The 12,582-nt window shown below is 59.3% G+C and carries 10 protein-coding genes; 9 read left to right on the top strand and 1 reads right to left on the bottom strand.

What is annotated here, in order from left to right; genetic code table 11:
* Nucleotides 1-226: 226 nt before the first annotated feature.
* A complete protein-coding gene (locus tag C8N45_RS05300; protein WP_108385217.1) occupies nucleotides 227-1,135 on the bottom strand; it encodes a hypothetical protein in 909 nt (302 codons plus the stop codon).
* A 224-nt stretch (nucleotides 1,136-1,359) separates the two neighbouring features.
* Here C8N45_RS05300 and C8N45_RS05295 point away from each other — a divergent pair, with 224 nt between their 5' ends.
* From C8N45_RS05295 to C8N45_RS05255, 9 genes are all read left to right on the top strand, one after another.
* Complete coding sequence (locus tag C8N45_RS05295) at nucleotides 1,360-2,835, top strand: ABC transporter substrate-binding protein (RefSeq protein ID WP_108385216.1); 1,476 nt, start codon at nucleotides 1,360-1,362, stop codon at nucleotides 2,833-2,835.
* Between the two features lie 111 nt (nucleotides 2,836-2,946).
* Nucleotides 2,947-3,891, top strand: coding sequence for an ABC transporter permease (locus tag C8N45_RS05290; RefSeq protein ID WP_108385729.1), 945 nt, complete (start codon nucleotides 2,947-2,949; stop codon nucleotides 3,889-3,891).
* Nucleotides 3,888-4,703, top strand: a complete 816-nt coding sequence (locus C8N45_RS05285; RefSeq protein ID WP_108385215.1) for an ABC transporter permease — start codon at nucleotides 3,888-3,890, stop codon at nucleotides 4,701-4,703. Before C8N45_RS05290 ends, C8N45_RS05285 begins: the two co-directional genes overlap by 4 nt.
* Nucleotides 4,700-6,295 (top strand): ABC transporter ATP-binding protein, encoded by a 1,596-nt coding sequence (locus C8N45_RS05280; RefSeq protein WP_108385214.1) that lies wholly within the window; start codon nucleotides 4,700-4,702, stop codon nucleotides 6,293-6,295. The genes C8N45_RS05285 and C8N45_RS05280 overlap by 4 nt, the downstream gene beginning before the upstream one ends.
* Entirely contained in the window at nucleotides 6,276-7,718 is a 1,443-nt protein-coding gene (locus tag C8N45_RS05275) for an aldehyde dehydrogenase family protein (protein WP_108385213.1), read from the top strand. Before C8N45_RS05280 ends, C8N45_RS05275 begins: the two co-directional genes overlap by 20 nt.
* Nucleotides 7,719-7,722: 4 nt before the next feature.
* Nucleotides 7,723-8,463: a glucose 1-dehydrogenase gene (locus C8N45_RS05270; protein ID WP_108385728.1), complete on the top strand. Its 741-nt coding sequence runs from the start codon at nucleotides 7,723-7,725 to the stop codon at nucleotides 8,461-8,463.
* On the top strand, nucleotides 8,447-9,463 hold the full coding sequence (locus tag C8N45_RS05265) for a P1 family peptidase (RefSeq protein ID WP_108385212.1): 1,017 nt from the start codon (nucleotides 8,447-8,449) through the stop codon (nucleotides 9,461-9,463). The genes C8N45_RS05270 and C8N45_RS05265 overlap by 17 nt, the downstream gene beginning before the upstream one ends.
* Before the next feature lie 478 nt (nucleotides 9,464-9,941).
* The gene (gene acs, locus C8N45_RS05260; RefSeq protein WP_108385727.1) at nucleotides 9,942-11,894 is read left to right on the top strand and encodes an acetate--CoA ligase; all 1,953 of its coding nucleotides are present in this window, start codon (nucleotides 9,942-9,944) and stop codon (nucleotides 11,892-11,894) included.
* The gene (locus tag C8N45_RS05255) at nucleotides 11,894-12,580 is read left to right on the top strand and encodes an adenylate kinase (protein ID WP_108385726.1); all 687 of its coding nucleotides are present in this window, start codon (nucleotides 11,894-11,896) and stop codon (nucleotides 12,578-12,580) included. Before acs ends, C8N45_RS05255 begins: the two co-directional genes overlap by 1 nt.
* The last annotated feature ends 2 nt before the right edge of the window (nucleotides 12,581-12,582 follow it).

The following is a 12,582-nucleotide window of genomic DNA, read 5'->3' as shown; positions in this document are numbered from 1 at the left end:
TTTCTCACGCGCGTGTTGCCTCGGCTATGCGAAAATCGGAACCCGTCTTGGTATGCAAGCAGCAGCCGATACGCACTACCGCGGGTGGATCAACACCTAAAACGCGGATGACTACCAGAAGGCAATAATCGGGCTTGGCCCTCTTTTGTCGGCTGATCAGGTGCGGAAAATCTGGCGGGTTTGGTCAATGCCCGCGCGTTTCCGCACCTTACCCTTTGGTTGACTGTCAGCTACAGCTTTCGGTCAACTGCACGGTGCCACGGTCGATGCTATCAACCATTATGGCGCAGGTGGTGCCTTCTGCTTCGATCGTTGCGACCTCTCCGAAGCCAAGCGATGTGGTGTCCAATCCGTTGATCGCCAGAATTGCATGGCTTTCATCCGGGGCCAGACGGGATACGAATACACGAATAGCACCATCAGCCAGCTGGATCGTTTCGCCGATCTTGCTACCGGAGGGTGGCGGCAGATCATCGCCGCAAAGGGCTGACAAACCTGCTTGGCGGTCGCCCACCGCGTCCAGCGTGACACGGCAATAGGCATTGGCGGTTTGCACACCGCGCGACTGACCCACAGACAGGCTGATCATATCCAGCCCATTCGCCGCCACCCGCGCACTGACATCAGTCACCCGCGACACAAAGACCCGCACTGCACCGTCCGCCAAGGTCACCGTCTCGCCAATGCCGGGGCTGCCTTCGGCGGGCGGATCAGACATGACGGGTGCTGCCGTGGCGGGGGCTTCTGACACGGTCGGGGCTACGGCAGGTGCCGCACCTGCGGTCGCCGCCATAGTGCGCATTTCGTCTAACCCAGCGGCCAGCGCGTCGGCCTGTTCGGCTGCTGTCTGCGACAGGCTGTCGGCGACTGCGCTGGAAAGGTCCGCCATCGCCGTCGTCATTGTGTCGCCCAGTCCGGCATTCGCCTCTGTCACTGTCGCAAGGCTTGCTTCGACGTTGCCAACCTGCTCTGACAGGCTCGCCACTTCAGCGGCAAGTGCGCTATTGCTGTCAGCCATCGCCAGCATTTCTTGTTCAAGCTTTCTCAGGTCGCCCCCCTGGCTCATCGCCAAGGCTGCAATCGCCGCACCAAAAACCGTGCCCCCTAAACCAAACATGATAGGGTTTTGAGTCATTCTAATCCTCCCGTAAAAAAATAAATTTCTTTCTGCACGCCCACCAAAGGCGCACGATTCTGACCGAGCTTAGCCCATTCTTGTCCGCCAACGATGAGAAAATTGAGACCATGCCAAACAAGAGCCAATGCATGAAGGCGTTGAAGATCATGCAATATCCGTGCAAGCTATGCCGCAAAGCACGTCTGCAATGCAGAACGGGCCAAACAAACAGGGAGAAACCAATGAAAGCCATCAAGCCGCTTTTGACTGCTGGCGCACTGGCACTGACCGCAGGTCTTGCGTCGGCCCAGACAGACATAACTGTCGCAATCCAGTTGGAACCCCCGAACCTTGACCCGACAGGCGGGGCAGCACAAGCGATCGACTCGGTCCTTTATTCCAATGTATTCGAAGGGTTGACACGCTTCGAAGGGGACGGGTCAGTTGTGCCCGGACTGGCCGAAAGCTGGGAAATTTCCGATGATGGCACGGTCTATACCTTCAAGCTGCACGACGGCGTGAACTTTCACGACGGCACCACAATGGACGCTGAGGATGTGAAATTCAGCCTTGACCGCGCCCGCGCAGACGACAGCACAAACGCCCAGAAGGGTCTGTTCGCGGGCATCACGGATGTGACCGTGATTGACCCGTTGACCGTTCAGGTCACGCTGGATGGCCCCAACGGCATGTTCCTGTTCAACATGGCGTGGGGTGATGCGGTCATTGTGGCCCCTGAAAGCATTGAAGATATCGCCTCCAACCCCGTCGGGACCGGCGCATTCACCTTTGCCGACTGGGTACAGGGTGACAGGCTGGAACTGGCGCGCAACGAAAATTACTGGGGCGACGCCCCCGCGCTGGAAAATGCGACATTCCGCTTCATTTCCGACCCGACGGCGGCTTTCGCGGCCGTCATGGCCGAAGATGTGGATGTCTTTGTGGGCTTCCCCGCCCCCGAAAACCTGCCACAATTCGAGGCGGACCCCCGTTTTCAGGTGCTTGTCGGCAATACAGAGGGTGAGACAATCCTCTCTACCAACAACAAGATGCCGCCTTTTGACAACAAACTTGTAAGGCAGGCTGTGGCCCATGCCATCGACAGGCAGGCGATCATCGACGGGGCCATGTTCGGGCTGGGCACGCCGATTGGCACCCACTTTGCCCCACATAACCCCGACTATGTGGATCTGTTGGCAAACTCGCCCTATGATCCAGCCAAAGCCAAGGAATTGCTGGCCGAAGCAGGCTTTGCCGATGGTTTCACCACAACCCTGAAACTGCCGCCCCCATCCTATGCCCGCCGCGGCGGTGAGATTATCGCAAGCCAGCTGCGCGAGGTCGGGATTCAAGCGGAAATCAGCAATCTGGAATGGGCACAGTGGATTGAGGAAGTGTTCAAGGGCAAGGACTTTGGCCTTTCTATCGTCAGCCACACCGAACCCATGGATATCGGGATCTACGCCAATCCCGACTATTACTTCCAATATGACAATCCTGATTTTCAGGCGCTCATGGAAGAGTTGAACGCCACGACAGACCCTGCCGGACGCAGTGATCTGTTGGCAAAGGCCCAGACGATCATCTCGGAAGACTACGTGAACGGCTACCTGTTCGAACTGGCTGTGGCGACGGTCGCCAAGGCGGGCGTGCAGGGGCTTTGGGTCAACCAGCCTACGGCTGCGGTTGATCTGACTGTTGTCAGCTGGGCCGAGTAACCATGGATGGGGCCGCCCGGCGCGGTCCCTGCTGAGGGGGGACAGGATTGCGCAGATCTTTCGGTCTTGGTGCGGTGCGCGGCGGGGTATTGTGATGGTCAGGCATCCGCGATGATCCGCTATGTGCTGGGCCGTTTTCTGTCGCTTGTGTTAAGCCTTGTCGTCGCGTCCATCGTGATATTTGCCGTGATCGAAGTCATTCCCGGCGATCCGGCCTCCTTCATGCTGGGCGTGAATGCCCGCGCTGACACGCTGGCGGCGCTGCGGGCTGAAATGGGGCTCGATCAGCCGTTACCAGTGCGTTATTTTGCATGGGTGACGGGCCTGCTGACGGGCGATTTTGGCAACTCATGGACCTACAAGACACCGGTGGCAGAGCTGGTCAGCGACCGCATTTGGGTTTCACTGCCGCTGGCCATCTATGCGTTGATTTTGTCCACGCTGATTGCCTTTCCGGCGGGGATTTATGCGGCCAGCAGGCGTGGCAGCGCAGGTGACGTGACCATCATGGGGGCGACGCAACTGGGTGTGGCTATCCCCAATTTCTGGTTCGCGATGATCCTTGTGTTGATCTTTGCCATCAATCTGCGCTGGTTCAGCGCGGGCGGCTTTCCCGGCTGGGACAATCCGATGCAGGCGCTCAAGGCGCTGACCCTGCCCGCTATCGCTCTTGCCCTGCCGCAAGCGGCAATCCTTGCGCGGGTGATGCGGTCATCCCTGCTGGATATGCTGGGCGAGGATTTCATCCGCACCGTCCGCGCCAAAGGTCTGTCGCGCAGGCAGGCCCTGTGGCGGCACGCAGTCCGCAACGCGCTGATCCCTGTGCTGACAATCATCGGTCTGCAATTTTCCTTTCTGCTGGCGGGCGGGATTATCATCGAACAGGTGTTTTTCCTGCCCGGCCTTGGCCGCCTGATCTTTCAGTCGATTTCGGCCCGCGACCTGATTGTCGTGGAAAGCGTGGTGATGCTGTTGGTTTTCACCGTGATCGTGGTGAATTTCCTTGTTGACCTCGCCTATGCCGCCGTTGACCCGCGCTTGCGGCGCAAAGCATGAGCCGCGGTCTGATCATCGGGGCGGCGCTGTCGGTCGTTTTTGTTGTGTTGGCGGCGCTGTCGTTCATCTGGACACCCTTTGACATTGAAACACTCAATATCCCGAACAAGCTGAAACCGCCCAGCGGCGCACATTGGCTGGGCACCGATCATTTTGGGCGCGATATCCTGTCGATGATCATGATGGGCGCACGCACGTCGATTGCCGTGGCTTTGCTGGCCGTGGGGATTGGCATGGCGGTCGGTGTACCATTGGGCCTGCTGGCTGCCGCGCGGCACGGGTCCCTGTTGGATGAGCTGATCATGCGGGGCAATGACCTCGTGTTTGCCTTTCCGTCGCTGGTGATTGCGATCCTGATCACTGCGGTTTTCGGCGCCTCTGCGGTCAATGCAATCATCGCAATTGGGATTTTCAACGTGCCGGTCTTTGCCCGTCTGACGCGCGGCGCGGCGCTGCCGCTGTGGGAACGCGACTTCATTCTGGCTGCCCGCGTTTGTGGCAAGTCAGCGGCACGCATTTCGGTCGAACATATCCTGCCCAACATCACCAACCTGATGATCGTGCAGGGGACGATCCAGTTCAGTCTAGGTATTCTGGCAGAGGCGGCCCTGTCCTACATCGGGCTGGGTGCGCAGCCGCCCACGGCCAGTTGGGGACGGATGCTGGCGGATGCGCAAACACTTGTCAGCATTGCGCCGCACACGGCACTTGTGCCCGGTTTTGCCATACTGTTGATGGTGCTGGGGCTGAACCTGCTGGGGGACGGGCTGCGCGACTGGCTTGACCCGCGCATTCGGGTGGCCCGCGTATGAGCCTTCTCGCCATCAAAGATCTATCGGTGCAGATTGGCCAAGCGGAAATTCTGCATGGCATCAACCTGTCGGTGCAGGCGGGAGAGATCGTCGCCATTACAGGCGAAAGCGGGTCGGGGAAATCCATGACAGCGCTTGCAACGATGGGCCTGCTGCCACGCGGGGCACAGACGCAGGGCACCGTGATGCTGGATGGCATCGATATTCTGACAACGCCCGAACCCGCCCTGTGCCAGATGCGTGGCAACAGCATGGGCATGGTCTTTCAGGAGCCGATGACCGCCCTGAATCCGGTGCAGACCATTGGTGCGCAGGTAGCCGAAACGCTGCTGGTTCATCGCAACATGCCCCGCAGAGAGGCGCACCGTCAGGCGGCTGAGGTCTTGCAAAGGGTCGGCCTGACCGTGCCGCCTGACCGTTATCCGCACGAATTGTCCGGCGGACAGCGGCAGCGGGTTGTGATTGCGATGGCGATTGCACTGCGCCCCAAACTGCTGATTGCAGATGAACCGACCACAGCGCTGGATGTGACCACGCAGGCCCGTATTCTGGCGCTGCTGAGAGAGTTGGTCAGCGCCTTTGACATGGGGCTGTTGATCATCACGCACGATCTGGCCGTTGTTGCCGACATCGCTGACCGGATCGTGGTGATGCAAAAGGGCCGCGTGGTCGAGGCGGCCCCAACACAGACATTGCTGGCTGAGATGCGCCACCCATACACCAAGTCCCTGTTTGCCGCATCGACCCATCAGGTCGATCTTCCTGACAGGGCGCCGGCTGCGCCGTTGTTGCGCGTTGCAAACGTTGACCGCGACTACCCGATGCCCCGCGAAAAACTGCTTGGCCCGCGCCCCCGATTTCGGGCTTTGCATGATATCAGTTTTGAGGTGGAGCATGGCGAACGTGTGGGTCTGGTCGGCGAAAGCGGTTGCGGTAAATCCACCCTGACCCGCGCTATTCTGGGGCTGGAAGATGTGCAGGGCGGCCAGATTATGTTGGACGGGCAGCCGGTGTTCACGGGTCGACATCCGAATTTGACTGTGCGGCGCAAGATGCAGGTCGTGTTTCAGGACCCCTACAGCAGTTTTAACCCCCGCCACCGGGTGGACAGGCTGATCACGGAACCGTTTCATCTGCTTGAAAGGCCCCCGACCGGGCCCGCGCGTGATGCGGCGATCACCAAGGCTCTTGCCGATGTCGGTCTGTCACCATCGGATGGGCGCAAATATATTCATGAATTCTCTGGCGGGCAGCGGCAGCGCATTGCGATCGCACGTGCGCTGATCGTGGAACCGGAGTTGATTATCTTTGATGAAGCCGTTTCCGCGCTGGATGTGTCTGTCCGCGCGCAAGTGCTGGACCTGATTGCCGACCTTTGCCGCAAACGCCCGCTTGGCTATCTTTTCATCAGCCATGATCTATCGGTGGTGCGGACCGTGACCGACCGCGTGCTTGTGATGCAGGCGGGCCGGATTGTCGAACAGGGTCCAACAGAGGATGTATTCAACAACCCGCAACACCCCTATACCAAGAGCTTGATTGCCGCCGCCCCACAACTGCCGGATATTACCCATGCCCCTGAAACCGTTTGATATACCACCTGCGCACCATTTGATCGGGGGGACTTGGATTCGCGGCAAGGCCGCGATCCAAGTCACGGACCCGTCGACCTGCGCCCAGATCACAACGATCGCCCGGGGCACGGCCGATGATATCGACGCCGGGGTTACAGCAGCACAGGCAGCACTGGATGGCGACTGGGGCGCGATGACGGCGCTGGAGCGTGGCCGCATCCTGACCAACATCGGACTGGCAGTCTTGGAGCATGTCGAGACCCTTGCGCAGATCGAGGCGACGGATGTCGGCAAGCCGCTGACCCAGGCCCGCGCCGATGCTGTGGCGCTTGCTCGCTATCTGGAATTTTATGGCGGTGCTGCCGACAAGATCATGGGCGAGACGATCCCCTATCTGGATGGCTACACCGTTTATACCTTGCGCGAACCCCATGGTGTGACCGGCCATATTATCCCGTGGAACTACCCGATGCAGATCATTGGCCGCTCAATCGGGGCTGCGTTGGCCATGGGCAATGCCTGCGTGTTGAAGCCAGCCGAGGAGGCCTGCCTGACGGCGCTTGCCTTTGCTGCCATTGCCACCGATGCGGGCCTGCCCCCCGGTGCGCTGAATGTTGTCACTGGCTTGGGCGCAGAGGCGGGTGCCGCGCTGGCGAACCATCCCGGTATCGCGCACATGTCATTCACCGGGTCTGTGCGCACTGGCGCATTGATTCAGGCCGCTGCGGCCCGCAACGTCATCCCTGTCACGCTGGAACTGGGCGGGAAATCCCCCCAACTCGTGTTTGATGATGCCGATCTGGACCGCGCCCTGCCGTTCCTGGTCAATGCGGGTATCCAGAACGCGGGGCAGACATGCTCTGCCTCCAGCCGCATTCTTGTGCAGCGCGGCGTCTATGATCAGGTGCTTGACCGCATGGCAGACGCCTACCGCGCCTTGAAAGTTGGCCCTGCGATGGATGATCTGGCCGTTGGGCCGCTCATTTCAGCCCGTCAAAAAGAGATTGTCACAGGGTATCTGGAGAAAGGGGCTGACCTGAACATGGTTTCGCAGGGAGAAATCGTGACGGATGCCGCCGGGCACTATGTCGCTCCGACTCTGTTTGCGGACGTGCCGCCCGACCATGTGCTGGCCCGCGACGAAATCTTTGGCCCTGTGCAGGTGATTATCCCGTTTGAAACTGAAACGGAGGCCCTGCAAATCGCAAATGGCACCGATTATGGGCTGGTGGCATCCATCTGGACCCGCGACGGTGGCCGCCAGATGCGGCTGGCCAAAGCGCTGAAATCAGGGCAGGTTTTCATCAATAACTACGGCGCTGGCGGGGGTGTGGAACTGCCCTTTGGCGGGGTCGGCAAATCGGGACACGGACGCGAAAAAGGGTTTGAAGCGCTTTACGGATTTTCAACCCTCAAGACTGTTGCAGCATGGCATGGGTGAGGAAATGAGACTGAAAGACAAGGTAGCCATCGTCACAGGCGGTGGTTCGGGCTTTGGCGCGGGCATCGCCCGCAAATTCGCGAGTGAGGGCGCGAAGGTCATGGTGGCCGATATCAACGGTGATGCAGCCGTAGCCATCGCAGCTGAAATCGGGGGCACCGCACAGACCTGCGACGTGGGCAACGCAGACAGTATGCAGGCGATGAAAGAGGCGCTTCTGGCGACTTATGGTCATCTCGATATTCTTGTGAACAACGCCGGCGTCACCCATTTGCCCGCCGCAATGGAGGACGTAAGCGAAGATGATTTCGACCGTGTTTTCCGGGTCAACATGAAGTCGGTCTATCTGGCTGCGCGGGCGTTCGTCCCGCAATTCAAAGCGCGGGGAACAGGGGCCATCCTGAACATTGCCTCGACCGCAGGTGTGTCGCCCCGGCCCCGGTTGAACTGGTACAATGCCTCCAAAGGCTGGATGATCACGGCGACTAAGGCGATGGCGGTCGAATTGGCCCCCAACGGCATTCGCGTCAACGCGTTGAACCCCGTCGCAGGAGAGACCCCGTTGCTGAAGTCATTCATGGGCGAGGATACACCCGAGGTCCGCGCCAAGTTCTTGTCGACAATCCCTCTGGGTCGCTTTTCCACGCCCCAGGATATGGGCAACGCCGCGTGCTTTCTATGCTCGGACGAGGCCAGCATGATTACCGGTGTCGCGATGGAGGTGGACGGTGGTCGCTGCATATAAGCCGGGACCGCGCAATCTGATTACCGATGTGGCTGGCCTGCGGGTTGGCAATGCGCAGGATGATCATATCAAGACCGGAAGCACAGTTTTGGTGGGTGACGCACCGTTCACGGCCAGCGTGCACGTGATGGGCGGTGGGCCGGGGACCAAGGAAACCGATCTGTTGGCCCCTGACAAGACGGTGCAGAAGGTGGACGCGCTTGTGCTGTCGGGCGGGTCCGCCTTTGGACTGGATGCCTGTTCGGGCGTCATGGACGGGCTGCGCGCAATGGGGCGGGGGTTTCCGGTCGGACCGATGCATATCCCGATCGTGCCCGGCGCGATCATCTTTGACCTGATCAATGGCGGGGCCAAGGATTGGGACGAAAACCCTTACCGCGCATTGGGGCGCGCCGCCCTTGATGATGCAGGCGTTGATTTCACCATCGGGACAGCAGGGGCCGGGACAGGCGCCTTGGCCGCCATGCAAAAGGGCGGCTTGGGGTCGGCGTCAGTTGTCTTGCCAAACGGCACAACCGTGGGGGCCCTCGTGGTGGTGAACGCGCTGGGCAGCGTAACAACGCCCGGTGACAGGCATTTCTGGGCGGCACCATTCGAGATTGATGGCGAGTTTGGCGGCGCGGGCCCTGATCCCATGTCAGGTCATGTGTCGCCGCAGATCAGCCGCAAGGCAGAGGCGATGATGCTGCACGCCGCTGAAGGGGCAAACACAACCATCGCGATTGTTGCGACCGATGCGCCGCTCACCAAAACCCAATGCCATCGGCTGGCCGTGACCGCCCATGACGGAATGGCGCGCGCGGTTGTACCTGCCCATAGCCCGCTTGATGGTGATCTGGTGTTCGGTGTCTCAACGACACAAGGCGAGGTTGACCATGCCGCCTTTGCTGACATAGGGGCCGCTGCCGCCGTCTGCCTGAGCCGTGCGATCGCGCGGGGGGTCTATGCCGCGACCCCGGCAAAGGGCGATCTGATCCCGACATATCGGGACACGCTGTAACGCGCTGATGTCGCGACCCCAGCGGGTCATGACAGCGAAGGTTTTGCCAGTCCTGACAGATTTGCCCCTTTTGGGCCGCCCCAAGCGCGGCGGACGCAGGAACAATCGAATCGTCAGGTCACGCCCCGATCAGTGAAAGCTTGCGGCTTTGCGGCGCTGATCAACCATCAAATCATGTTCTCATGACCTTTGGCTCTAAGAAAGTGCGATGTTTTTGTTGTGCGCTAACAGGCACATCGGTTGAAAATCCGGAAACATACAAGCTGTTGTTGCTGCTCGTTATTTATTTTTGCAGCACGCGATAGTTTGCAAGTATTCACCAAACTTAGTAAATTTTTTTTCATAAATAGTGAATTATTCCAGATAGATGCGTTCCTGTTGTTCTGTATGCGATAGAATACATTTACAATTCTGCGGGGGTGGGTTGTCTCGGTTTGCCGACGGTTTTCTCCTGCAATATCGCAAGGAGGATTATGAAATGGCCACCGAAACGATGATACGAACGGCCCCCGATGCGCGAGTGCCTCATGTTAACGCGCAGCAGTACAAGGCGCAGTACGAGGCGTCGATATCTGACCCGGATGCGTTCTGGGCCGCGCAAGGCAAGCGGCTTGATTGGATCAAACCATTCACCACTGTTCAGAATGTCGATTTCAAGCTTGGACAGGTTTCGATCAAATGGTTCGAAGATGGGGTCCTGAATGTCTCTGCCAATTGTATCGACCGCCATCTGGCAACACGTGGTGATCAGACGGCCATTATCTGGGAGCCGGACGACCCGAACGACGCCGCATTGCACATCACCTACAAGGATTTGCATCGCAGCGTCTGCAAGATGGCCAATATTCTTGAAGAATTGGGCGTGCGCAAGGGCGACCGCGTTGTCATCTATTTGCCCATGATCCCGGAAGCCGCATATGCGATGCTGGCCTGCGCGCGGATCGGGGCAATCCATTCCATTGTCTTTGCGGGCTTTTCGCCGGATGCGTTGGGTGCGCGGATCAATGGTTGTGACGCCAAGGTTGTGATCACCGCAGACGAGGCCCCGCGCGGTGGCCGCAAGACCGCGCTGAAGTCTAATACCGATGCCGCGCTTTTGCATTGTAGCGACAAGGTGAAATGCCTTGTGGTCAAACGCACGGGGGGCCAGACTACATGGACCGACCGTGACTATGATTACAATGAAATGGCGCTTGAGGCGGATGACCATTGCGCCCCCGCCGAAATGAACGCCGAAGACCCGTTGTTCATTCTTTACACCTCAGGCTCGACCGGCCAACCCAAAGGTGTTGTGCATACATCCGGCGGTTATCTGACCTATGCGGCCATGACACATGAAATGGTTTTTGATTACCACGAGGGCGATGTTTTCTGGTGTACGGCAGATGTGGGCTGGGTCACCGGCCATAGTTATATCGTCTATGGGCCGCTGGCCAATGGTGCCACGACTATCATGTTCGAAGGTGTTCCAACCTACCCTGATGCGGGCCGGTTCTGGGCTGTGTGTGAAAAGTATAGGGTTAACCAGTTCTATACGGCGCCAACTGCGATCCGCGCTTTGATGGCGGCGGGCAATGACCCTGTGGAAAGGTACGATCTGTCCGACCTGCGCGTTCTTGGCACCGTCGGAGAGCCGATCAACCCGGAGGCATGGCACTGGTACAATGATGTCGTCGGCAAGGGCAAATGCCCCATTGTCGATACATGGTGGCAGACCGAAACCGGCGGTCATTTGCTGACCCCCCTACCGGGTGCGACCGAGTTGAAGCCCGGCTCTGCCCAGCAGCCGTTCTTCGGGATCGTGCCCAAGGTTCTTGACCCCCAAACCGGGGAAGAAATCACCACCACCGAAGCCGAAGGCGTGCTGGTACTGGCCAGCAGTTGGCCCGGCCAAATGCGTACTGTCTGGGGCGACCATGACAGGTTCGAAAAGACCTATTTCAGCGACTACGAGGGCTATTACTTCACCGGTGACGGCTGCCGTCGTGACGCCGATGGCGATTATTGGATCACAGGCCGTGTCGATGATGTCATCAATGTATCAGGCCACCGAATGGGCACAGCAGAAGTCGAAAGCGCGCTGGTTGCCCATGCCAAAGTCGCCGAGGCTGCCGTCGTCGGATACCCGCACGATATCAAGGGCCAGGGCATTTATGCCTATGTGACCTTGATGAATGGAGAGACCCCGTCGCCTGAATTGCGCAAGGAGCTTGAGACGTGGGTCCGCACGGAAATCGGACCAATTGCAAAACCGGACCTTATCCAATGGGCACCCGGCCTGCCGAAAACCCGTTCGGGCAAGATCATGCGCCGGATCTTGCGCAAGATTGCCGAGGATGACTTCGGATCGCTGGGCGACACATCAACTCTGGCTGATCCGTCGGTGGTTGATGACCTGATTGAAAACCGCATGAACCGGGAGACTGCATGATGGACGGCGCGCGAACACCACAAACCCCACCTGTTCTGATCCTGCTGGGCCCGCCGGGTGCGGGCAAGGGGACACAGGCGCGTATGCTGGAAAAAGAGTTTGGCCTTGTGCAACTTTCCACCGGTGATCTGTTGCGTGCGGCCGTTGCAGCAGGGTCGGACGCAGGCCAGGCCGCCAAGGCCGTGATGGAAGCGGGCGGGTTGGTTAGTGACGATATCGTGCTGGCAATCCTGCGCGACAGGCTCGCGGCGGGCGATTGCGCCAAGGGCGTGATCCTTGACGGTTTCCCCCGCACGACGGCGCAGGCCGAAGCGCTGGATGAGATGCTGGCCGAAGCCGGACAGCGGATCAATGCGGCGATCCTGCTCGAAGTGGACGACGTCAAGATGGTCGTGCGCATTGCCGGGCGGTTCACATGCAGGGCCTGTGGAGAAGGGTATCACGATACATTCAAGGCGCCCAAGGTTGCCGACACCTGCGATTGCTGTGGCGCACAGGCGATGAACCGCCGTGCAGACGACAACCCCAAAACAGTGATGTCGCGCCTTGATGCATATCACGAACAGACCGCCCCACTGATCGCATATTACACCGACAAGGGTGTGTTGCGTCGCGTGGACGCAATGCAAGAGATCGCCGCGATCCAAGGCGCGATTGGCGCGCTGGCCAGGACTGTCGTGGCCTGAAA

The sequence above is a fragment of the Yoonia sediminilitoris genome, from assembly GCF_003058085.1.
GTDB classification, from domain to species: Bacteria; Pseudomonadota; Alphaproteobacteria; order Rhodobacterales; family Rhodobacteraceae; genus Yoonia; species Yoonia sediminilitoris.
This window is presented reverse-complemented; position numbering and strand designations above follow the sequence as displayed.

Bases quoted from the DNA above. Each gene is read 5' to 3' on its own strand.
- C8N45_RS05295 (WP_108385216.1), top strand. From the start codon at position 1,360: ATGAAAGCCATCAAGCCGCTTTTGACTGCTGGCGCACTGGCACTGACC.
- C8N45_RS05255 (WP_108385726.1), top strand. From the start codon at position 11,894: ATGGACGGCGCGCGAACACCACAAACCCCACCTGTTCTGATCCTGCTG.
- C8N45_RS05290 (WP_108385729.1), top strand. From the start codon at position 2,947: ATGATCCGCTATGTGCTGGGCCGTTTTCTGTCGCTTGTGTTAAGCCTT.
- C8N45_RS05300 (WP_108385217.1), bottom strand. From the start codon at position 1,135: ATGACTCAAAACCCTATCATGTTTGGTTTAGGGGGCACGGTTTTTGGT.
- C8N45_RS05285 (WP_108385215.1), top strand. From the start codon at position 3,888: ATGAGCCGCGGTCTGATCATCGGGGCGGCGCTGTCGGTCGTTTTTGTT.
- C8N45_RS05275 (WP_108385213.1), top strand. From the start codon at position 6,276: ATGCCCCTGAAACCGTTTGATATACCACCTGCGCACCATTTGATCGGG.
- C8N45_RS05270 (WP_108385728.1), top strand. From the start codon at position 7,723: ATGAGACTGAAAGACAAGGTAGCCATCGTCACAGGCGGTGGTTCGGGC.
- acs (WP_108385727.1), top strand. From the start codon at position 9,942: ATGGCCACCGAAACGATGATACGAACGGCCCCCGATGCGCGAGTGCCT.
- C8N45_RS05280 (WP_108385214.1), top strand. From the start codon at position 4,700: ATGAGCCTTCTCGCCATCAAAGATCTATCGGTGCAGATTGGCCAAGCG.